The 21640-nt window shown below is 36.0% G+C and carries 22 protein-coding genes and 1 pseudogene; 15 read left to right on the top strand and 8 right to left on the bottom strand.

Annotated elements, in window-relative coordinates:
• The first annotated feature begins 38 nt into the window (after window positions 1-38).
• Complete coding sequence (locus BKO01S_RS25140) at window positions 39-206, top strand: sporulation histidine kinase inhibitor Sda (RefSeq protein WP_369690983.1); 168 nt, start codon at window positions 39-41, stop codon at window positions 204-206.
• Between the two features lie 74 nt (window positions 207-280).
• On the opposite strand, the gene BKO01S_RS03295 is transcribed toward BKO01S_RS25140, so the two are convergent.
• Entirely contained in the window at window positions 281-907 is a 627-nt protein-coding gene (locus tag BKO01S_RS03295; protein ID WP_066048538.1) for a metal-dependent hydrolase, read from the bottom strand.
• 178 nt (window positions 908-1085) lie between these two features.
• Between BKO01S_RS03295 and BKO01S_RS03300 the strand changes: the two genes are divergently transcribed.
• Window positions 1086-1964 (top strand): aldose 1-epimerase family protein, encoded by an 879-nt coding sequence (locus BKO01S_RS03300; protein ID WP_066048541.1) that lies wholly within the window; start codon window positions 1086-1088, stop codon window positions 1962-1964.
• A gap of 452 nt (window positions 1965-2416) precedes the next feature.
• The gene (locus tag BKO01S_RS03305) at window positions 2417-3250 is read left to right on the top strand and encodes an SPL family radical SAM protein (protein WP_066048543.1); all 834 of its coding nucleotides are present in this window, start codon (window positions 2417-2419) and stop codon (window positions 3248-3250) included.
• 61 nt (window positions 3251-3311) lie between these two features.
• Here the strand turns inward: BKO01S_RS03305 and BKO01S_RS03310 are convergent, their stop codons facing one another.
• From BKO01S_RS03310 to BKO01S_RS03320, 3 genes are read right to left on the bottom strand one after another with little or no spacing between them, the layout of a single operon-like run.
• Window positions 3312-4421, bottom strand: a complete 1110-nt coding sequence (locus tag BKO01S_RS03310) for a Ger(x)C family spore germination protein (RefSeq protein WP_066048546.1) — start codon at window positions 4419-4421, stop codon at window positions 3312-3314.
• The gene (locus tag BKO01S_RS03315; RefSeq protein ID WP_066048547.1) at window positions 4418-5518 is read right to left on the bottom strand and encodes a GerAB/ArcD/ProY family transporter; all 1101 of its coding nucleotides are present in this window, start codon (window positions 5516-5518) and stop codon (window positions 4418-4420) included. Before BKO01S_RS03315 ends, BKO01S_RS03310 begins: the two co-directional genes overlap by 4 nt.
• Window positions 5499-7043, bottom strand: a complete 1545-nt coding sequence (locus BKO01S_RS03320; protein ID WP_066048551.1) for a spore germination protein — start codon at window positions 7041-7043, stop codon at window positions 5499-5501. Before BKO01S_RS03320 ends, BKO01S_RS03315 begins: the two co-directional genes overlap by 20 nt.
• Window positions 7044-7234: 191 nt before the next feature.
• Here BKO01S_RS03320 and BKO01S_RS03325 point away from each other — a divergent pair, with 191 nt between their 5' ends.
• The 7 genes from BKO01S_RS03325 (at window position 7235) to BKO01S_RS03360 (ending at window position 14624) form a co-directional block, all read left to right on the top strand.
• Entirely contained in the window at window positions 7235-7483 is a 249-nt protein-coding gene (locus tag BKO01S_RS03325; RefSeq protein WP_066048554.1) for a heavy-metal-associated domain-containing protein, read from the top strand.
• A gap of 153 nt (window positions 7484-7636) precedes the next feature.
• On the top strand, window positions 7637-8554 hold the full coding sequence (gene hprK / locus BKO01S_RS03330; protein ID WP_066049552.1) for an HPr(Ser) kinase/phosphatase: 918 nt from the start codon (window positions 7637-7639) through the stop codon (window positions 8552-8554).
• A gap of 175 nt (window positions 8555-8729) precedes the next feature.
• Window positions 8730-9206, top strand: coding sequence for a cell wall hydrolase (locus BKO01S_RS03335; protein WP_066048557.1), 477 nt, complete (start codon window positions 8730-8732; stop codon window positions 9204-9206).
• A 21-nt stretch (window positions 9207-9227) separates the two neighbouring features.
• Window positions 9228-9764 (top strand): spore coat protein GerQ, encoded by a 537-nt coding sequence (gerQ, locus tag BKO01S_RS03340; protein ID WP_066048559.1) that lies wholly within the window; start codon window positions 9228-9230, stop codon window positions 9762-9764.
• A 168-nt stretch (window positions 9765-9932) separates the two neighbouring features.
• On the top strand, window positions 9933-12161 hold the full coding sequence (locus tag BKO01S_RS03345; RefSeq protein ID WP_084361927.1) for an RNA degradosome polyphosphate kinase: 2229 nt from the start codon (window positions 9933-9935) through the stop codon (window positions 12159-12161).
• 434 nt (window positions 12162-12595) lie between these two features.
• Window positions 12596-13138, top strand: coding sequence for a D-glycero-alpha-D-manno-heptose-1,7-bisphosphate 7-phosphatase (locus BKO01S_RS03350; protein WP_066048562.1), 543 nt, complete (start codon window positions 12596-12598; stop codon window positions 13136-13138).
• A 610-nt stretch (window positions 13139-13748) separates the two neighbouring features.
• Window positions 13749-14624: a hypothetical protein gene (locus tag BKO01S_RS03360; protein WP_066048569.1), complete on the top strand. Its 876-nt coding sequence runs from the start codon at window positions 13749-13751 to the stop codon at window positions 14622-14624.
• Window positions 14625-14768: 144 nt separating this feature from the next.
• Here BKO01S_RS03360 and hxlB read toward each other — a convergent pair whose 3' ends face one another.
• The 3 genes from hxlB to BKO01S_RS03375 form a co-directional block, all read right to left on the bottom strand.
• Window positions 14769-15326, bottom strand: coding sequence for a 6-phospho-3-hexuloisomerase (gene hxlB / locus BKO01S_RS03365; protein ID WP_066048572.1), 558 nt, complete (start codon window positions 15324-15326; stop codon window positions 14769-14771).
• Window positions 15327-15332: 6 nt separating this feature from the next.
• On the bottom strand, window positions 15333-15977 hold the full coding sequence (hxlA, locus tag BKO01S_RS03370) for a 3-hexulose-6-phosphate synthase (protein ID WP_066048577.1): 645 nt from the start codon (window positions 15975-15977) through the stop codon (window positions 15333-15335).
• A gap of 159 nt (window positions 15978-16136) precedes the next feature.
• Entirely contained in the window at window positions 16137-16499 is a 363-nt protein-coding gene (locus BKO01S_RS03375) for a winged helix-turn-helix transcriptional regulator (protein ID WP_066048579.1), read from the bottom strand.
• Window positions 16500-16890: 391 nt separating this feature from the next.
• Here BKO01S_RS03375 and BKO01S_RS03380 point away from each other — a divergent pair, with 391 nt between their 5' ends.
• The 3 genes and pseudogenes from BKO01S_RS03380 (at window position 16891) to BKO01S_RS03390 (ending at window position 20030) form a co-directional block, all read left to right on the top strand.
• Window positions 16891-17466, top strand: a complete 576-nt coding sequence (locus BKO01S_RS03380; protein ID WP_066048582.1) for a TetR/AcrR family transcriptional regulator — start codon at window positions 16891-16893, stop codon at window positions 17464-17466.
• Between the two features lie 70 nt (window positions 17467-17536).
• A pseudogene (locus BKO01S_RS03385) lies at window positions 17537-18546 on the top strand (quercetin 2,3-dioxygenase).
• A 92-nt stretch (window positions 18547-18638) separates the two neighbouring features.
• The gene (locus BKO01S_RS03390) at window positions 18639-20030 is read left to right on the top strand and encodes an MFS transporter (protein ID WP_232311144.1); all 1392 of its coding nucleotides are present in this window, start codon (window positions 18639-18641) and stop codon (window positions 20028-20030) included.
• A 55-nt stretch (window positions 20031-20085) separates the two neighbouring features.
• On the opposite strand, the gene BKO01S_RS03395 is transcribed toward BKO01S_RS03390, so the two are convergent.
• Window positions 20086-20265 (bottom strand): small acid-soluble spore protein H, encoded by a 180-nt coding sequence (locus BKO01S_RS03395; protein ID WP_066048590.1) that lies wholly within the window; start codon window positions 20263-20265, stop codon window positions 20086-20088.
• Between the two features lie 257 nt (window positions 20266-20522).
• Between BKO01S_RS03395 and BKO01S_RS24230 the strand changes: the two genes are divergently transcribed.
• Both BKO01S_RS24230 and BKO01S_RS03405 read left to right on the top strand, forming a co-directional pair.
• On the top strand, window positions 20523-20696 hold the full coding sequence (locus BKO01S_RS24230; protein ID WP_157077274.1) for a hypothetical protein: 174 nt from the start codon (window positions 20523-20525) through the stop codon (window positions 20694-20696).
• Between the two features lie 314 nt (window positions 20697-21010).
• Entirely contained in the window at window positions 21011-21442 is a 432-nt protein-coding gene (locus tag BKO01S_RS03405) for a hypothetical protein (protein WP_066048597.1), read from the top strand.
• The last annotated feature ends 198 nt before the right edge of the window (window positions 21443-21640 follow it).

The raw sequence follows: 21640 nt of genomic DNA on the forward strand, positions 1-21640 counted from the left end.
CTAAAGGGTAGAAACAAAATATGAACTCTCTTAAATCAATGGGCGACAAACAACTGTATTTAGCTATTCAAGAAGCAAAGAAACACAATTTAGACTTTGAATTCATTGCTATCCTAAAGAGTGAAGCAAGAAGGAGGGTAGAGTTTCATAAAAAAAAAGGAGGATTTGAGAACCTAGAGATTACTTTATTAAAAAAGGTACTTTGACTCACTGAAATCTAAGTTAGTACACACCCCTTTTATTAAAGGGGTGTTCTACTTTCCACCATTTGTAAAATTAACTATACTTCCTTCGATGATAATGGCAAGAATAGTTTAACTCCCCGTTTATTCACCGGTAGTATTTTTAGATCTGCTAGTAAGTGACTTATGTAACCGCCAAGACAGGTAAAGAACACACCCTTAATTCCAAGTGTAGTTTCTAAATTTGCTGCTATACATCCAAAGAAAACAACGCCAACTATCGAATGGGTATAGCTACGGTGAGAAGAAAAGGAAGCCATTACAATAAATATTCCTAATAGAATTAACCATAATTCGTCTAAAGAAAACCCTCCCACTAAGACAGCAACCCCTGTGATTGTTAGCATATGTCTTTGTTTAATCAAGGAAGCTATCAAAATAACCAAAAAGCCTATGCCTATTCCTAGCCACCTCTCATTTTCTGCTTTTTCAAAGAAACTATAGACAGCCATCATCATTCCAATAATTAGCGCAGATAACTGAATCACCTTATGCGACAAAGTTATTTTTCCACGAAGCTTCCCGTCAATATCTAGGTCAGGCATTAACCCTGAGACGCCTCCTAGTCCGACGAGAAAAAGTGTTACTGACGGGGAAGTTTGCAAAGAATTAGCAATTACAAATCCCGTTGTTGATCCAATTACTGCATGTGTTGTACCATTCAATTGTTTGCACCTCTATTATTCTATTGTTGTTGATATATCAGATCAACTTTTCTATTTTACAACAAAACACCTGTTCTGTTTAGGGGTTTAAGAACTTTATGGTTAACACTTTCCTTTTTGTAGAGAGTCTTTTACTATAGAGGTTATACATAAGAACGAAAGACGAGGGAAATAGCTGATGATTGAAATCGAAAATGAATGGTTAAAAGTGGGCATAGAAAGAAATGGAGCAGAGGTACGTAAAGTAAAGCATAAGAAAAATAATCTAGACTATATGTGGACAGGTGATCAAGCATATTGGGGACGAGTGTCTCCGGTCTTGTTTCCGATAGTTGGACGGTTAAAAGATGACCAATATCAAATTAATGAGCGAACGTATAAGCTGTCACAACATGGTTTTTTACGTGATGTTGAGTTCGATGTACTAGAGCAGACAGCAACAAGCGCTGATTTTATTTTTGAATCTACTGGTCGTTTTATTGAAGTGTATCCTTATGAGTTTAAAGCTATCATCCGATATATGCTTAATGATGACTCCCTGATTGTAAAATGGGAAATTGTGAATGAAAATGAGCAGGAAATGTATTTTTCTATTGGTGCTCATCCTGCTTTTAAGATCCCGCTTTTAGAAAATGAAACCATTGAGGATTACGGTCTGCAGTTTACCCCTGCTGCAGATAAGAATGTGACGGAATATGAACTGACGAACTCTCTGCTTCACGAGAAACGAAACATTAATGAGATTAAAACCCTGCAACTAGGGAACTCATTATTCTCGCATGATGCTCTCGTATATAGCAATATCGATAAAATTATGTTGGTATCAAATAAAACCAGTCATGGTGTAGAGGTTATGTTTGAGAATTTCCCGTTTGTTGGAATTTGGTCAAAATATAACGAGGAAGATGGCAGTATTGCCCCATTTGTATGTATTGAGCCATGGTACGGGGTTGCTGATAGGTATGGTACATCCGGGAACTTTAAAGAAAAATTCGGAGTAAACATGCTTGAACCTGGCCAAACATTCCAAGCTGAATATAAAATGAAGTTTAATTAGTATAGGTATTTGTTAATGGGGAATTGTATCGCTAAACAGGTGGACCTAGTTCGCTAGTTCCACCAATAATTGGAAATTGCATCCTGAAGAACAAATTAGTTCACTGATTACACCAATTATTGGGGATTATATGTTCTAAGGAGCAACTTAGTTCATTGATTCCACTAATTATTGGAAAATCTGTGTCATAAAGAGCAAATAAGTTCATTAAATTCACTAATTATTGGAAACTACATGTCGTAAAGGGTAAATTAGTTCATTGAATCCACTAATTACTGGAAACCCCATCCTAAAACAACTTAGTGCATCAACTCCACTAATTATATGGAAAAAACATGCCCTAAATTAGTCAAACTTATTTCTATAAATGGATTGAGGGTATCTGAAGTTGTGATTTTCAATCTATAAGATAGATTGGAAGAAGTATGTAAGGACTAGGAGAAATCCCAGAAATGAATACTACGATTACTGAAATTACCTCTAGGAAGATACTTACTGAAGCAAAGGGATATTTGGATGTTGGATTTACCCATTCATTGAATCCTTATAGTGGGTGTGGATTTTCTTGTAAGTATTGTTACGTAAGAGAAATGCCAATTCAAAAGTATAAAGAAATTCCATGGGGGAATTGGATAGACATAAAAACAAATGCGGTGGAAAACTACCAGAAGGAAATAAAACTACTTCGTAAGAGAAACAAATCTATCAATATTTTTATGTCTTCTGCCACTGATCCCTACCAACCTATTGAACGTAGAGTGAACATTACACGAGGAATATTGGAAGAAATGATTGAAAATCCACCAGATTTTCTCCAAATCCAAACACGAAGCCCTTTAGTCACTAGAGATATTGATTTGTTAGGAAAATTAAAAGAAAAATGTGAAGTCCTAGTATCAATAACGATAGAAACGGATAGAGAAGATATCAAACAAATCTTTGCTCCACTTGCTCCTGGTATTCAGTTACGGCTAAAAGCGTTACGAGAAGTGAATAAGGCAGGGATTCCTACCCAAGCTTCTATTTCACCTGTTTTGCCCTTTACTCCTGACTTCCCAAAAATATTCAACGGTATCGTCAATCATATTTGGATTGATACGCTTTCAATTGGAGACGGGTTAATGGGGAAGCGTTCAGAACAGTTAGGAATGCCTACGCTGTTTGAAGAACATAACTTATCAAAGTGGTACCAAAAAGATCTACATGTAAAAGTAGAAAAATACTTTAGGAAATATTTCTCGAATACCATGATCCGAGTGTCAAAATATAACGCTTTCCCAAGATAGTGAAAAACTAACAAGGTCAGAAGAAGAAGGAGCATCCAGTGGATCCTCCTTTTTCTATTGCTTACATAACAATACCGTGTGAAATCACATCAACTTTTACTTTAGTAGTGAATTTGACATTCTTAAAATAATCTTTTTTATCTTGCATTTCCCAAGTCTTTGGATGAAACGCCATTAACCTCCTCCCGATACCGAATGCATCACAATTCGCCTGTTGTAGTGTATTTATTACCCGGTCGGCGTCAGTTGTGAGCTCTTTTGATAGTACCTCATTAAGGCGATTGATTTGTTCTGGTACATCACCCTTCGGATATTCTTCAATATTAATCTTTACATTTAGATTAAGATAAACAGAAACGACTCCATCATTAACTTGAACCTTTAATTTTCTTTTTAACTGTTGAACGCTAAATGAAATATAATTATTTATGTCGAACTCCTCTTCATCGTTTACTTTAGTTGTAAATCGTGCGTACTTTCCTATTTTATCTTTCAACAAGAGAAGGAGGGTTGAATCTTGTGGTGATAAATTTCCTGAATATTTCCTTTCATCCATTAAGGCAAGTCCAACAACTATAGCACTTTTTTTACTATTCGATTTAAGATAGGGGAGCACTACATCTTCACCCGGATCTAGCAACTCTGAAGCAAGTGTCTGTATAGTTTCATTTGGAACGATAGTGTTTTCTTCTGCACTAGTAAGGGCGTCTTGAATATATTCACTAACATTTGTCTTATGCTTCGGTTTTATTTTAAGCAGGTCTACTGCTTTTCCTTCTACAATTCCTAAGGTGGCCCCTAGTGAATTTCTTGGGTCTCTCCAAATGACATCTAATGAAGGATAAATATCAGTAGCAGCCATTTGTTCACCGAAAAGGATTAATTTATTCTTTGATGTATCTAATGTACCAGATATTTCTCGAGCTATTTTCTTCCGAGAATCCCTGGGTGTTAGACCTACTGCGGAGAATGTTTCACTTTGTACCAAGGCTTGTGCTCCTCCCGAGGGGTCTTCGATGATAGGGATAGAAACTCCTAATAAAAAATCATCGTTATCTTCTAAATCATAACTCAAAATCTGTACCAGTATAGCATTCTTCATCAGATGTTGGTCCCAACAGCCTGTAAGTAATATACAAAAGAGTAAGAGGATAGGTAGTTTCCTTTTCATCCCCTGTTCACCTCTTCCTTTTTCGACAAAACTAACGAAACTATTAATAGAAGAAAAGGAATCATGATAATAAAAATATAGTGAGATGGCCCAAGGAATTTATTAAAGCTCTCAAAGTCCCTTTCTTGGTCAGGAAGAAGAGCCAAAACTAGATAGATTCCTGCTACAAGTGGCAGAAACGAGGTATAAGGTATTTTCTTAAAAAGGCTGGCAAAGCCCATTGCTGATAAAAACAGCCAGTTTGCAATGGAAGTAGCAACGACTATGAGCCAGAGTGATAAGAAAAATAAATCCGTTCTTTCTAAAACCTGAAAAGAGTATGCTTTAATCATATATAATAATGGCTCGGGAGTCAGTGCGATATCAGTATTGGTTTCGAAATATACAAGGCTTGCAAACACCATAAAGGTATAATAGGTTGTGACAAATATATTAGCAGTGGTAATGGCTTTTAGCTTACCCTTCCCAGAAGCTTGTACAAATGGATGGATAAATAAAAAGAGTTCAAAGCCTAACATAGAGAAAGCTGCTTCTTTTGTACCTTTAAATATCGTTTGGAGATCAGTGCCTCCTATTGGAAAAATATAAAGAAAGTTTGCATCTTTGAGACTATAGGAAATCAATACGATTAACAAAAATAGTATAGGAGACACAAGTACATAGAATCGAGCTATGCTGGTTACACCTGCACCAACAATGTAAATGCATGTAATTAGTACTAAAACCATAGTAATCCAATTGGGTGTCCGAGGTAAAATCCATTTATCAATGATATCACTATATCTTGCCAAAACTAAGCTCCCTGTTACCATAAAATAAAGGGCATAGCTAAGCGTAATGAATTTCCCTAACACTTTCCCAAGTAAGTTAGGAAGTATTTGATATAAAGATAAGGAAGGGAATCTTCTACAAAGTCCCCAAATAATCAAAATAATCACTTGTGAGATTACGCCAGCTAGTAGAGTGGAAATCCACCCATCCTGCTTGGCTACTAATGCTACATCATGTGGCAAAGATAGAATTCCTACACCAATTTGAGCTTGGATAATCATGAATACAAGCTGTTTATTTGTGACTTTATTTTTGTTTTTTTTCATTAAACTTCCATCCTCTAGCCATAGATTGTCTATCATTGGTGGTTGACCTCGCATCAAATGGCCTTGAATTAAATTTCCAGATAGGTAAGCGGATAAAAGTATCTTTCAAGTCCTTAAAATGAAAAGGAGCCCAAGGTGAAAAATAGGGGGTTCCGAAAGATTCAAGTCGACATAAATGTGATAATATCATCATTGTTCCAAAAGCAATCCCAACAAAGCCAAAAGTAGATGCTAGTAACATAAGAATAAAGCGCAAAAAACGAACGGCATCACTCATGGCAGAGGCAGGAATGCTATAGGCAGCAACCGCTGTAATGGCAACAACAACAATCATGGTATTCGAAATAAGACCGGCACGGACAACTGCATCACCAATAACAAGCCCTCCAACAATACCAATTGTTTGTCCGATTCTTGATGGAAGGCGTACCCCTGCTTCACGAATTAATTCAATGGTCAACTCCATAACAAGTGCTTCGATTAAAGGTGGAAAGGGTATATTCCTAATGGAACTAATTACTGGAAGAATTAATTCATCTGGTAGTACTTCGAAATGAAAACCGATTACAGCAATATATACAGCAGGTAAATTAACCGCGATAACAATACTCAAGAATCGCAAGGAACGAACAAACGAGCCAATGATCCAACGTGAATTATAATCATCAGGGGAATGGAAGAAGGCAAAAAACGTGATAGGTATGAGTAAACAAGAAGGACTTCCTTCGATAAAAACTGCAACTCTTCCTTCATTTAAGTGACCTACCACACGGTCTACTCTCTCTGTATATAATATTTGGGGAAAGGGCGACCAGGTCGAATCTTCAATTAACTCCTGTAAATATCCAAAACTAGGTATATAATCTATAGAAATACCAGCAATTCGCTTTTTGAATTCTTTTATTAGTTCTTTATTAGCAAGATCTTCCCGATAAACCAGAGATATTTGAGATTGAATCTGGTCTCCAATTTTTAGATTCTCCATTCTTAGGTTGGGAGTTTTGAGCGCTTTCCTAATTAAATGAAGATTAGTTAATAGATTTTCGACAAACCCTTCATGGGAGCCTTGAATGACTTGTTCGTTACTTGGTTCCTGGACTGGCCGGTCTTTGGATATGGAAACATCCAACATGTAACATTCCTTGCTCCCCTCAAATAGCAAAATACAAGCACCATTTAATAGTTCTCGTTGAGCATGGAACAAGTTATCCGACTTCTGGAATGTAGATTTCAGTACATCTTCAACCAGGTTAGGTTCTGCTTCCATAATAGGTTTTAAGATATTCTTTTGGATTTTTTCCTTATCTGCCATGGTTTCTAAATAGACTAAAATTCCACTTCTATTTCTAACATTTATATCATTTATTTTTAAATCATCTGAACCAGAAAATGCTTGTTTAAAAAATGAAGTATTTCCTTCTAATGTGCGCAGTACCTCTTGAACTGGTTGGGAGTTCTGTTGGGAAGAATTTTGTTTGGTATCCTTATTCTTGGACTTATTGAAGATAAGGGAAGTGAGTTTCATTTTCCTACTCCATATCATAATGTTTCCATTATTTTTCCCAATATTGGTATAACTATGTAATAGGGCTATAATTATCTAGAGTGGATGTAACTCGAAGATTAACCAGATTTGATTCAAATCACGTTAATGAAAACAATAGTAGTTTATTATTAAGTTATCGATAAGAATTAGTACAGGAGAGGGTGTTATACTTGTTTTATCGAATTACTTTATATGTACTAGGAATCTGTTGTGTAGATAGCCTATCTTTAATTAAGAAAGAAATTGAGGGAGTCGTTGGGGTTATTTCCTTTAAAGGGTCTTCACCAAAAGGAAAACTTGTTATTGAATTCAAACCTAACTCTGTAAGTTCTTTGGATATAGTTGATAAGATTGAGGATCAAGGATTTGCGGTAATCAAGAAGGTACAGAGGGAGTATATGCAGGAAATGTATAATTAAATTTATTTCACTTGTACCAGTCAAAATAAATAAGTAAAAACAGTCTATTTGGCTGTTTTTTTTTATAGGAAATGAAACCAATCCGGCAATAAACAAGTATAATTAATTCAACATTCATAAATAGAGAGTGAAGAAGGATGGAGCGTGTATCAGGTGAAGATTTTAACTGTTGATGATTTAGTTCGCAAATTTTCATTAAAAATATTAACTGGAGATAATAAATTAAAACAACAAATTAAGCAACCACGATCCCATCGCCCGGGTTTAGAATTTGTTGGCCACTTTGATTTTTTTCCCACTGAACGGGTTCAAATACTTGGAAGAAAAGAAATTACTTATTTGCACAAATTAAGTATAGACGAACGTCAAATGCGAATAGGTAATATTGTAAAATACCACCCACCATGTTTTATAGTTACAGCTGGACAGGAAGGGTTAACCTATTTAACACAGTATTGTAAAGAAGAGGGAATCCCCTTGTTATGTACAAACGAGCATCAAACAACTTCTGAGTTCATTACAACCTTGGATGATTTTATGCTGAAAACTTTGGCTCCAGAAATTGCAGTACACGGGGTTTGTATCAATGTGTATGGAATGGGCATTTTACTTCGGGGTAACTCAGGTGTAGGGAAAAGTGAAACGGCACATACAATGATTGGGAGAGGTCACCGACTTGTGGCTGATGATATTGTAGTGTTAAAAAAACTCAGCCCACGAACCATTCTCGGAACCCATGATGGGAAAACAAAAGAGTTTCTAGCTCTACGAAGTATTGGGCTATTAAATGTAGTCCGATTATATGGAAGAAAAGCGTTTCAAGATGAAACGAGGATCGCTCTTGATATTGAGTTAACAAAATGGCAGAAAAATTCTCTGAACAATGAATTAGATCACGAACCAAAATATACAGAATATATGGGGGTTCAAATTCCTCATATAGAGATTCAACTTCAACCTGGTCGGGATGTGGCTGGTTTAATTGAAGCTGCGGCAAATAACTGGCTTCTTAAGCAACAAGGGTATAGTGCGGCAGAAGAGTTCATGAGACGGTTAGAAACCGATTTCTAGTGATACGTGAGGTTAAAATAAATAGTCCTACCAACATTCATTCCTATCAGGGGTGGGTGTTTTTTTATAGAAAAGTAAGAGAAAAAATATCTATTTCCAAAATTAGGCTGTTAGGCAAGCTACCAAAGCAAGCTTCGGTTAATAAGTTACTTGTATAAGCCGAAGGGGTGAGAATATGGGTAGAAGAATAAAACATACTTCACGTGACGTGGAGGAGTTAGCAAGGCTCATGCTGGCAGAAGCAATAGGCGAAGGAGCTCAAGGGATGAACAAGGTAGGGACAGTTGTTGCCAACCGGGTCGAGGCTGATTGTGCTCCTGACTTCAAAAACCTTCGTAATATTAGGCATGCAATCTATCAAACGATACCTGGAACTGGAATTCCTCACTTCGAGCCCGTCTTAAACGGAGCATTGTATACACAACGGCCCGACGAAGCTGACCTCCAGAGGGCTAGAAATTTGTTGCAAGGTCATAGGGAACCTCGGTCTAGAATGAATTTGTGGTTTTTTAACCCTAGTCCTGGGAAAAAGTTCCGAGCCCCTTGTAGCCCTACGATGCCAAGATCACCCATGACGAAGTTCGATTATGCATACAAGAATCATTGCTTCTATGTCGCTGTCCCGGGCTACTGTGAAGAGTTTTATAGATAAATTATAAGGAGCTGATTTTTCATGTCTTGCCAAGGCTTTAGCAATTATCAAATGAATTATCTAGGTTATTATCCATCTTCCCTGATGAGGGAAACTGTCCCACAACCTACCGGCTTTGCTGGGGCAATGTCCCCGGGTTATCCGGGGGGGACTATGCCATCCGGCGGCTATCCTGGAACTATCCCTTCAGGTTCAACTGGGGCTATGCCTTCTGGACCTTCATACGGAGTTCCGGTGGTTCCGATGGGGACCGGACAGCAATTTCTAGGTGGTACGGTGGAGGAATCATTTATTGAAAATATTCTACGATTCAACAAAGGTAAAATTGGTACATTTTATTTTACCTATCAAGGTAATAACAAATGGAACTCGATGGTTTACTATGGCCGTGTAGAAACAGCAGGTCGTGATCATATCATCATTAGTGATCCAACTAGCGGCAAACGCTACCTTCTGATGATGGCAAATCTTGATTGGGTAGAATTTGAAGAAGAAATTAACTATCCGTATCCAGCAATCGCTCCAGGTGTCCAGGCAACTCTGACAACTACGGGCTGAGTTTATAGAACACTTAGAAACCCGCTTACTTGTATTTAAGAAAATAAGCGGGTTTTAAATTGTATAAAATATAACTTATTTACAAAAAATTTACAAAAAATTCGTTGTTTATTTACAAATTTATGGTAATTTTAACCTTGTCGAATAATGACAGAAGGAGAGGAAACCATGGTACCTACATACGAGAATATGGAATCTTATCATCTGGACAATTCTGATTATTATAATAATCGAGAGTTAAGTTGGTTAGACTTTAATAAAAGGGTGTTGGAAGAGGCAGTAGATAATGGAAACGCCTTATTAGAAAGATATAAGTTTTTAGCTATCTTCAGTTCTAATTTAGACGAGTTTTTCATGGTCCGAGTTGCTGGTTTACTTGACCAAGTGAAAGCTGGATTTAATAAGCCTGAAAACAAAGCAGGATTAACCCCAAAAGAGCAACTAAGTGCTATATCTGAAATAACGCATAATCTTGTACAGCAGCAAGACCATGTGTACTTAGATGAACTATCCCCTCTTTTAGCTAAAGAACAGGTGGAAATTTTGAAAATTGATCGATTATCTTCTAAGGAGTTACAATTTATAGAAGATTTTTTTGATGAGCAAGTATATCCTGTTTTAACTCCGATGGCAATTGATGCCTACCGTCCCTTTCCTATGATATTAAATAAATCTTTAAATCTAGCAGTCATTATTGAAGAAAAGGCGCTAGATAAAAAGAAGCATCGAGAGTTGGATGGTCATTTAGTGATTGTCCAAGTACCCTCAGTGATCGATCGCTTGGTAGAACTTCCCCAAAAGGGTAATGCGAGGAAATTTATACTCTTAGAAGAAGTCATCTCTCATTTTATTCAAAAATTATTTAACGGTTATCAAGTTTTATCCGTTACCCCTTTTAGAATTACTCGAAATGCCGATCTTACCATTCATGAAGATGAAGCAGTGGATCTATTGGAGGAAATTGAGGAAGAATTAAAAAAACGCAAATGGGGAGCTGCCGTCAGGTTAGAAGTACAGCAGCGGGATAGTGATGTAAAGCTGATTGATTTCCTTAGTGAGGAATTAGAGATTCATAGTAAAGATGTCTATCTTGTAAAAGCACCTTTGGATTTAACATTCTTGTTTTCACTTAGTAAAATAGTACAGGCATCTCATGAGAGTTTAGCTGCACGTTCATACATTCCTCAGCATCCACAAGATTTAGATAGAGAAGCGAACATATTCGAAGAAATTGAAAAAAAGGATATTTTACTTCATCATCCATACGAATCTTTTGAACCGATTGTTGAGTTTATGTCACAGGCGGCTGACGATCCCAATGTATTAGCAATTAAGCAAACTCTTTACCGTGTCAGTGGAGATTCACCAGTCATAAGAAGCCTCAAACGTGCTGCCGAAAACGGAAAGCAAGTAACCGTTCTTGTAGAGTTAAAAGCACGATTTGATGAAGCAAATAATGTACAATGGGCAAAAGAATTAGAACAAGCTGGCTGTCATGTGATTTATGGAATGACACATTTAAAAACCCATAGCAAAATTACTCTAGTGGTCCGTCGTAAAAAGGGGAAGATACAGAGGTTTGTACATTTGGGGACAGGGAATTACAATGATGCTACAGCAAGGGTTTATACAGATATGGGACTACTTACTAGTAACCAACAGATAGGGATAGATGCTGTTAATTTTTTTAATTATTTAAGTGGATATATGGAAAAGCCAGTATATCATCATTTATCAGTATCTCCGTTTGGGATTAGAGAGACCTTCCTTGAACTAATTGATAAAGAGATTCAATACCACAAACAAAATGGTCATGGTAAGATTATAGCGAAAATGAATTCCTTAACTGATAAAAAAATTATTAAAAAACTCTATGAAGCCTCAATGGCCGGAGTGAAAATTGACCTTATCATTAGAGGCATCTGTTGTCTAAGACCAGGAATTGAAGGGGTTAGTGAAAATATAAAGGTTCGTAGTATTGTAGGGACGTTTTTAGAGCATACAAGAATTTTTTATTTCCATCATAATGGTAACTGCAAGATGTTTTTATCATCGGCAGATTGGATGACTCGTAATATGGAAAAACGTGTTGAGATCCTCTTTCCAATTTTGAAGGATCACTTGAAAAGCCGGATTTATGACTCATTGACACTGATGTTAAATGATAATTGTAAGGCTCGCGAACAAGATTCTAACGGCAGGTATAACTATGTTCACAGGAGAAATAACGATGAGCAAATAAATAGTCAACTACTATTGTGCCAAGAATCATATCATCACAACTCCCTTAGCGCAGAGCAGACAATACCATTAGGTATGCTTCTTAAGGATAAATTAAAACAATGGCGGCTTTCATATATGATTAAACTGCGTGAAATTTATAGAGCTCTTGTTTAATTTGTTAATGTTCTTAACGAGTTACAGGAAAAAAAAGTCATTAAAATGTAGATTCCGAACACATTATTTTTCCATGCCCTAAGTTATGATTTAGTGCCCGCGTATACCAGAAATTAGGATAATGAGGTCACTAAAAGTTAATTTAGTGCCCGTGGATACCAGAAATTAGTAGAATGAGGTCACTAAAAGTTGGTTTAGTGCCCGTGGATACCAGAAATTAGTAGAATGAGGTCACTAAAAGTTAATTTAGTGCCCGCGTATACCAGAAATTAGTAGAATGAGGTCACTAAAAGTTGGTTTAGTGCCCGCGTATACCAAAGATTAGGATAATGAGGTCATCAAAAGTTAATTTAGTGCCCGTGGATACTATAGGACATTTAAAGTATTACTTTAATGTATATGAATAATAATATAGAAATGAGGGGGTGTTAACGATGGGAGCACGAGCTGTATTTTTAGATAGAGACGGAGTAATAAACGAAGTGTTGACGGAAAGGGTTAAGTTTGTAAACAAGCCTTCGGAATTATACTTCTTACCCGGTGTTCCAACAGCCATTCGAAAACTAAATGAGGTTTTTGGAGACAATATTTTTGTTGTTACCAATCAAGGTGGAGTCGGGCTAGGATTCATGAAAGTAAATCAACTTGAAAAAATCCATGAACACATGATAGTCGAACTTAAAAAAGAGGGAGCTGTCATCAAAGATGTGGCATACTGTCCTCATAAGCCAAAAGTAGGATGTGAATGCAGAAAACCTGGTACGAAAATGATCACCGAATTAGCCGAAAAATATAATATTGACCTTGCTCAGTCCTATATGGTTGGAGATACTGATACAGACATCCAAGCAGGGAAGAAAGCAGGAACAAAAGGCATTTTTCTTGGAGAGAGTGACCCCCTAGCTGATGCAGTATTTCCTGATTTATTAAGCGCATCTGACTGGATTATTGAAGATGTTACAAAATCTAATACATAAATTCTGCTAGATTCTCATTCACAAATAAACATGGTGAATAAAAACCATATTTGCCCCAACTCTTTAGAGAAGGGGCAAATATTATGTTTTTTAGGAAACGTCTGGTATATTTCGATAACCTGTATCTTTTGTGGAAATATATAATTGTCCTATCATTTTACCTAGATTCCTAACATATCCCTCTATTTCGGGAGGTGTATATTCAACTGATCTCCACACAGATTCTCTTCCTCCAAACATACCTACTGGTCTTTTGGGTATTTCTCCATATTGAAGATAAACTTCCCACAACCATTGATAGTGATCTTCGGTACTAATTCCTACCATTTTGAGATTTGACCAATTTTATTAGTATCTCCTAGTTTGTTTAACTTGTGAATCTCAATACAACAACCCCTTATGAATATGTAAAACATTATTGACATATTAAAGGGAGTTTATTATTGATAATTTGGATGGGCTCCTGTGGGAATAGATGCTGACTATCCTAGAAAAGCTTATAGGTAGTTTTTTACAAATATAGTTAAAATTGTATCTAAACTGTGTTAACATTATATGTGAATTGTTTCGCAATGATTTATTACTATCTCTTAGGATTGGAGAGAAGGGTATGTGGACTAATAGAATGAAGGTGGTAATCGTATCACTCTTCCTTTCGTTACTTGTTTTGCCTCTTCTAAGTGGGGTTTTTGAACCATTAGTAAGGGGTGAGGGAGATGTAACTGTTTTTGAGGAATATTGGCTCCTATTATTGGCATTTGCTATGTATGCTACACCTGTTATTCTCTGTACAGCTGTCCCAGTCAATTTAATAGCAGGTTTTGTTACAAAAAAAGTAAAACATTTTAAGCTTTTAATGAGTTTCTTGATACATATTATCCCTGCTGGTTTAATTGGGCTTATGGGAGGGATAGGTTTTACTAGTTTAACGCTCTTTGTGGCTCTTATCTTTTTTGGTGTAGATTATCTAATCTTCCATAGGGAAAGTTCCATAAAGTTTAGATATGTTACTTTAGTCCCTTTTGCTATCATCCTGTTTTCTATTCTACCCGAAATAATGGAGAGAGCAGAAGATTCTATTGACTATACCGTTATAAAAAATAAAAAGACTCCTCAAATTGGTTTATATGTTAATCAGAAGAGAGCATCTATTCATCCAAGCTCCTGTTGGACTAATAATAAGAGTGAGGGCTGCATGGTGGACAAAGAACCATATATTTTACCAATTAGTCCTGTTGGTATTGATGAAATGGTTGTTTCGGGTGATGTAGAGGTGGAAGTGATTATAGCAAATGAAGAAAAACACTTGCCTATGGACGCTTATTATATTGACGGAAACGAAATTGTAAAAGCCAATGTCACAAAAAACACATTTACTTTACCTGCACATATTAAAGAACAGGTGGTGAAAGTGGTAATCACAACAGAGACGAGTCAAAAACTTTTCTTTTCCTTTGGAATTAGGAATGGGAATAGAGACATTTGAAGGTTTCAACAGCACCTGCTACTCAGTTTATAACATATGCCGAGCTTGCTGCAGTCTGAGTCTAAAGAAGGTTTGACTCAGACTGTGTAAATATCTAGCTTAGGAACACTTCAATTCAAAGACTCATAAAATTAAAAGTATTCTTTATTCCAGGTTTGCATGCTTTCCGTACATCTTACTAGAGTCTAATTCTTTAATCTCCATAAATCTTAATATTAATGCGTCATAAAATAACAGCATTGTCTGTTCAAATAGAGAGCCCATTGGTTGAATAGTATGGTAATCACTGTTTGATTTATCTTTCTGTGCACCCGGTAGTGGAACAATGATATCCGCTAGTTTTCCAAGTGTAGATTCAGGTGAGGCTGAAATTAACGCTACCATTCCACCTAACTTTTTCGCTTTTTCTGCAATTGCAATTAACGTACTCGTTTCTCCAGAGCCTGAACCAATAATCAGGAGGTCTCCTCGTTCTAAATTCGCGGTAACCGTTTCTCCTACCACATAGGCATCAATTCCCATATGCATCATACGCATTACAAATGATTTGCCCATTAAGCCAGATCTTCCTGCACCAGCCACAAAGACTTTTTTTGATTCTAAAATGCTTTTTAATAATTTTTCAGCTTCTAATTCAGGAATTAAATCAACGGTTTTATTTAATTCCTGTACTATTTCTCCTAAATAGTGCGTTATATTCATGCTTGATTATCCTTGTAAAACTGCTTCTTTAATTAGTTCTTGCATCCTTGCTGCTACTGCCTTTTTGTCCTCTTTTCCAGTAATCCCACCGCCTACAATAACAAGGTCAGGTTGTTGATCAATTACCTCTGGAAGTGTTTCTAGTTTAATTCCTCCAGCAACAGCTGTTTTCGCATTTTTTACCACACTCTTTATTGTTGCAAGGTCTTCAAATGAATTTTTACCAACAGCTTGCAGATCATAGCCAGTATGAACGCAAATATAGTCGACTCCGAATTCGTCTAATTGTTTTGCACGTGTAGCAATATCCTTTACAGAAATCATATCAACTAGGATTTGTTTCCCTTGTTTTTTCGCTTCTTCAACAGCACCTTTAATTGACTCGTCTTCAGCTACACCTAAAATGGTGACGATATCTGCTCCAGCAGCAGATGCTTGACTTACTTCATAGCCAGCAGCATCCATAATTTTCAAATCGGCTAATACCGTTAGATTAGGAAAAGCTGCCTTTACTTCCTTTACTGCTCGAAGACCTTCATTGATTACAACTGGAGTTCCAATTTCGACTACATCAACATGTTCCTCTACTTCTTTCACTAATTCAATAGCTCCTGGGATATCAACTAAATCTAATGCTAACTGCAATTTCATAAATTTTTCGCTCCTTTTTTGTTTTGTTGTGGCATGAGCTTATTATAAATACAAAATAATCAGTAAGTGAAGTACGCACATTAAACTCATATAGTAACAAAAAGTATACTGTGCAGACATAAAAAAAACATGTACGTTTTACCGTACATGTGCTTTTTCTTATTTCATTTGTACCTCTTCATCCGTATGCGTTTCTATAAATTCTTTATAATCTTTTCCCCATTCATACATGGCCTCGAGAATGGGCATTAATGTTTTTCCTCGCTCTGTAAGGGAGTACTCCACTTTCGGAGGGACTACAGGGTATACTTCTCGGTGAATAATAAAGTCGGATTCGAGCTCACGTAGTTGGTTCACTAACATTCTTTGGGTAATAGAAGGCATTAAGTTTTTTAATTCATTGAAGCGTTTTGTACCTTCCTTGCCTAGATACCACAGAATTAACATTTTCCATTTTCCACCAATGACAGCTAACGTTAGTTCCTTTTCACAACTATACTCACGATAACAAACATGACCCAATTTCCACACCCCTTGAATTGTTTAGTATACTTTTTGTCGCTATATAATAAGAATGTACGTACTTACTTAGAGGAAGTATAGCAGTTATGCTCAAAACTGTACAGATTTTCCATTCATGATCATTGTTGCATAGCAAAAAAAAAGGAGGTTGAAAAAGGGGTTTAAATTATCTATTAATTTTATAGCTTGTACATTCTTGTTAACTAAAATAATGTGTTAATTTAGTAACTGAGTATATTAAATGTTGGTAGGTGGGTTCTCCAAAAACCAGTATAATGTAGAGACTACCTTAAAGATCAACAAGTTATATAGGAACTCAAAAAAACTATTGATTGATTTTACAACTTATTTTTCATATATTTAGGTAAAAATACTTAGGAGACATTACTCAATGGATAAGAAATTAGATTCAAAAGAAAAAATTCTTCAAATCGCCTCAGGGCTTTTCCAACTCCAAGGGTACCATGCTACAGGTATCAATCAAATTATCAAGGAAACGGGTTTACCGAAAGGGTCCATTTATCATCATTTTCCAAACGGGAAGGAAGAACTAGCATTAGCAGCAGTAAAGTTTACAAGTAAATATATTGAAGATAGGATTATATTCTTTATTAATAAGGAGCTAGACGTAGTGGATGCCATGCAAGCTTTCATTATAGACTCAGCTAATCAATTCAGAAATCCAGAGGACATCGAAGGAATCCCACTTGGTTTACTTGCTTGTGAAACGGCTTTAATCAGTGAACCTTTAAGACTAGCATGTATGCAAGCATTTCAGAATTGGGAACAGATTATTGTCAATCAGTTTATAAAAGAAGGATATGAAAAGGATGTTGCAGCCAAAGCGGGAATTCTTTTCAATTCATTAACGGGCGGAGGGATTATTCAATCTTTAACCAATAAGGATCCTGGGCCCCTTTTAGCTGTTGCGGAAGCCATTCCATTAGTATTTCCAAAAAAGGGGTAGATTTTTTACTTCCTTTCCCCTACAATTAGACAGACCGGTCTATTCAATAATTTGAAAGGGGAATGGAAAAATGACAACAAGACTTTACCAAGGATTACCACAAGAAAAAGTACCATACTTACTGAGAAGTGGTGATGGAAAAAGATATCTATTCGGACGACAAGTAGCTACAGTGATGGCAGATGCCTTAAGTACTGATCATATATTTGAAATGGTTTTACTTACTGGAGGGAAAGGTGATTCTTTTCCTTCCCATAAGCACAACGAGATTCATGAAGGAATATTTGTGCTAGAAGGAAAACTAGAACTCTCCGTGAATTATGAACTGTATCTCCTATTACCAGGTGATTATGCTCATATCCCTGCAAATACCATACATAGTTATTGCATCAGAGTCATAGAACCAAGTTTGTCTCTTATACATCTAAAGGAAGCCTTGCACAACTTTACTCTATGATTGGTGAACCATATGACAAGGTAGAATACCCCCCTCATATAAAAAATGAAATCCCTAATGAGCGATATCAAGAGGCTACGACTACTACTGATATTGAGTTCTTCTTTGATATCAAACCAAGTGGAGGGAGAATGCTTGTTGAAAATCATGTAGTTCCCGGTAGAATGGTCCCTTATGTTCTAGAATCTGGTGAAGGTGATCGTCTGTTAACTGGTGATCAGCTGCATAGAATTATTGCCACACAAAAGAATACGGATGGTCAATTTATCATTGTTTCTTCTGAGGGACCGAAAGGAGAAAGAATAGTAGATCATTATCATGAACATCACACAGAGACATTTTTTTGCCTAGAAGGGCAGATGACGATGTGGGCGAATGGAGAAGAAATAAAAATGAATCCAGGTGATTTCCTCCATGTTCCTGCCTATACTTCTCACTCTTATCGATTAGACTCTCATTGTACGAAGGTATTGGGCTTATTAGCGTCTGGTTTGTTTGAGCCTTTCTTTCGTATTTTAGGAGATCCATATGAACATCATATTTTCCCTAGCGAACCAAGCCCACTACGGTTTGATCGGGTGATACAAAATATTGACATGCTAGATTTAAAAATGTCTAAATAAGTGACAAATCAAAACTAACAGTAGCACTGAACAGGAAGGGAAAGGACATTTCCCTTCCTTCATTATGATTATTACTATAGATGGAGGTACTTATGATAAAATCTGAACATTCACATAGAGATAAACTCATTTTCTTACTCTCTTTTACTTTAGTTATCTCTGTGATGAACTCAACCATGTTCAATATGGCTGTCCCTACTATAACGAGAGATTTTCATCTGAAGCCTTCTCAAGCTGGATGGATCATTACTGGTTATATTGTTGTTTACGCAATCGGAACGGTTATGTATGGCAAACTAGCAGATAAATACAAGTTAATGAACTTACTAACGTTTGGACTTAGCCTTTTTGCTGTTGGTTCCATTGTTGGGTTTTTGGCTATTAATTTTGAAATCACGGTTCTCGGAAGAATGCTACAAGCAGCAGGTGCCTCCGTTATGCCAGCTTCATCGCTTATTATTCCATCTAGATACTTCTCACCAGAATCTCGGGGGCGCGCATTAGGTATCGTTTCGGCTGGAACGGCTTTAGGAACTGCTATTGGCCCCATAGTAGCTGGAGTAGTCATAAGCTTTATCAGTTGGCGCTATTTATTCATTATCTCACTTTTATCAATCATTACTTTGCCTTTATTCAGAAAATATCTAAAAGAAGAAGTCCAACATAACGAGACAAAGACAGATATACTTGGAGCTATCTTCCTAGCTGGTACAATTTCCCTCAGTCTACTTGCCATTACCCAAAGGTCAGTATGGTTTGCTTCCTTTGGACTAATGATGTTTGTTCTTTTTATATGGAGAATACGTAAAGCAAGAGAACCGTTTATCAATATTACTGTATTTAAAAACAAGAATTACTCATTGGCCATTTTAGTATCAGGATTGAGTACTGGTATAGGATTCGGGATTCCTTATTTAACTCCTCTCCTTTTACAAAATGTTAATGGTATTTCTCCATTCATGAGTGGGTTAATAATGTTTCCAGGAGCACTGTTAGCCGCATCATTAGGAAAACAAGGTGGACGGATAGCAGATTATAAAGGTAATCGATTCTTAACCTATACCGCATTAACATGTTTTTTCATCGGTTATAGTCTTCTTTCCATATTTTCAGGGCTATCACCATATGTAATTATGTTTGTTCTCCTATTTGCCTGTATAGGTCAAACGTTTACACAAATAGCCCTCGCAAATACGGTTTCTAGTTCTTTGCCTAAAGAACAATCAGGTATAGGTATGGGAATCTTTATGATGACAAATTTCATTGCTGGAGCCGTTGCCACTACTTTCATTAGTATCGCAGTAGAAAGAAAGGCAGATGTCATGCAGTTAAATCCTTTATTAATCGATTCTAATGGGGTAACTTATAGTAATATCTATACAAGTTTGGCCATTCTTATTTTATTGATTATCGTCTTATATGCTAATAGCTTTCGCAAAAGCTCTTCAGGCAGCTTAAAAAAACAACTAGATCGTGTTATATAAAAAATAAGTATATTTACTGCTTCCTAAGCAATAAATATACTTATTTTTTTCTATTTTATTGTTCAAGTAAACTGGTTACAGAAACAGTTTGCTTTTTAGTAGGTTCATCTAGGGGATGAATAGTGGCCATTCCTTTTTGTTGATCAACATGTTCTATGTAGATTTGTTTTCCATTATAAGTTACATTGGTCATTACTGATGAAAACGATATTTCTTGTGCCCTTTGTGAGTCCATAATTTTTTCTTCCTCCTTTTTGATTTACAATATATTTTAATATTTACAAGAGGGGAACAGATTATGTGAAGGATCATTAATACAGCTTACGCGCAATTTGTGAAGAAACTCACTTAAGTTATAGGAGCATTGATTTTAATGCCTAGTTATGGAATCTCTTATTGTAGAAAAGGATAGCATTAGTTGAATAAGATGTCTGGTTTTTTATGGTAAAATATATAAAGCAAAGCAAAAGAGTGAGCGGAGAGGTGTTTTTAGTGACAAAGAGAAAGAATGTACTATCATTAATCGTTTTAGCCTTACTGATATTAACAGCAGTGTTAAATCTTAATACGTATAATTACGCAAAAAATGCTTGCATTGAGAACGGCAAGACTCCAATAGTTGACTCGACTTTTTTATCATTTAATTGGAGTGTTTCTTGTGAATAATGTATCCTACGTTATTTAACAAACGAGGGAGGTTTGTGAACATAATAATATTTATTTAGATATGAACGAATATAGCATAGATTCAACTAGGGAATTAGATGAACAAATAAAGGAATGCGCAAAGGTAGATGTGGCTCCTTTGGTTAAGGTTTACGAATCGAAAACCAGTAATTTTAAAGATTTTAGACTGTACAAAGAATATAAATTCAAGGAATATGAGTGCGGTTGTGACGGTAGTGAAATTTAAATGGTATTCGAGTACAGGATGATAAGTATTGAATATATTTAGAAAATTAAAAATATGGGGTTTTTTTATGAAAAGAAATCTTGCCATTTTATCTATATTTACTATTTATTTAATAACTCTTATCGGGTGTTCAAATGAAGACACTGAAGAGTTTGATTTAAACCAACTAACTAGAGTAGATGTACAAATATTCACAGGTGAAAACAGTGACAATGAAACGATAGTAACAGAGAAAGAAAAGATGAAAGCTTTAAGAGGATTATTTGCAAGAATTAAGTGGGAACAGAACTTTAAGGCTGAAATGGCTAGAAAAGAAGATGTAAAAACCACTTTATTCTTCAATTTTGATAAAAATATGCCTGAAAGATTATTTGAGTATATTATATGGTTTAATCAAGGCGAGGCATCAGCGACGATTATTGACAGAGAAAACAATACCTTAGGAACTTTAGAAAAAGAAGATGCCCAAAAACTAAGAGATATTCTGGTGAATAACTAAAAGAGCAGGCATGCCTGCTCTTTTTTTGTGATTTGGTATGTTAATTTAGTTTTAGCGTATTTAAATATCAATTTAACATTGAGTTATTGTTGAAGCCCTTTTTCTTTTTAACAATAGGGGCAGCATTCCTGTATTAAATGAAAAAATAAAATCATAAATAGTAATCATTGTGAAGTAGTTGTGAAGTTGAAGTTGGTA

Source organism: Robertmurraya korlensis NBRC 107688 (assembly GCF_001591645.1).
Classification (GTDB): Bacteria; Bacillota; Bacilli; order Bacillales; family Cytobacillaceae; genus Robertmurraya_A.

Bases quoted from the DNA above. Each gene is read 5' to 3' on its own strand.
- BKO01S_RS03320 (WP_066048551.1), bottom strand. From the start codon at position 7,043: ATGAAACTCACTTCCCTTATCTTCAATAAGTCCAAGAATAAGGATACC.
- BKO01S_RS03390 (WP_232311144.1), top strand. From the start codon at position 18,639: ATGATAAAATCTGAACATTCACATAGAGATAAACTCATTTTCTTACTC.
- BKO01S_RS03405 (WP_066048597.1), top strand. From the start codon at position 21,011: ATGAAAAGAAATCTTGCCATTTTATCTATATTTACTATTTATTTAATA.
- gerQ (WP_066048559.1), top strand. From the start codon at position 9,228: ATGTCTTGCCAAGGCTTTAGCAATTATCAAATGAATTATCTAGGTTAT.
- hxlA (WP_066048577.1), bottom strand. From the start codon at position 15,977: ATGAAATTGCAGTTAGCATTAGATTTAGTTGATATCCCAGGAGCTATT.
- BKO01S_RS03395 (WP_066048590.1), bottom strand. From the start codon at position 20,265: ATGGACTCACAAAGGGCACAAGAAATATCGTTTTCATCAGTAATGACC.
- BKO01S_RS03335 (WP_066048557.1), top strand. From the start codon at position 8,730: ATGGGTAGAAGAATAAAACATACTTCACGTGACGTGGAGGAGTTAGCA.
- BKO01S_RS03350 (WP_066048562.1), top strand. From the start codon at position 12,596: ATGGGAGCACGAGCTGTATTTTTAGATAGAGACGGAGTAATAAACGAA.
- hxlB (WP_066048572.1), bottom strand. From the start codon at position 15,326: ATGAATATAACGCACTATTTAGGAGAAATAGTACAGGAATTAAATAAA.
- BKO01S_RS03300 (WP_066048541.1), top strand. From the start codon at position 1,086: ATGATTGAAATCGAAAATGAATGGTTAAAAGTGGGCATAGAAAGAAAT.
- BKO01S_RS03305 (WP_066048543.1), top strand. From the start codon at position 2,417: ATGAATACTACGATTACTGAAATTACCTCTAGGAAGATACTTACTGAA.
- BKO01S_RS03315 (WP_066048547.1), bottom strand. From the start codon at position 5,518: ATGAAAAAAAACAAAAATAAAGTCACAAATAAACAGCTTGTATTCATG.
- BKO01S_RS03345 (WP_084361927.1), top strand. From the start codon at position 9,933: ATGGTACCTACATACGAGAATATGGAATCTTATCATCTGGACAATTCT.
- BKO01S_RS03310 (WP_066048546.1), bottom strand. From the start codon at position 4,421: ATGAAAAGGAAACTACCTATCCTCTTACTCTTTTGTATATTACTTACA.
- BKO01S_RS03360 (WP_066048569.1), top strand. From the start codon at position 13,749: ATGTGGACTAATAGAATGAAGGTGGTAATCGTATCACTCTTCCTTTCG.
- BKO01S_RS03380 (WP_066048582.1), top strand. From the start codon at position 16,891: ATGGATAAGAAATTAGATTCAAAAGAAAAAATTCTTCAAATCGCCTCA.
- BKO01S_RS25140 (WP_369690983.1), top strand. From the start codon at position 39: ATGGGCGACAAACAACTGTATTTAGCTATTCAAGAAGCAAAGAAACAC.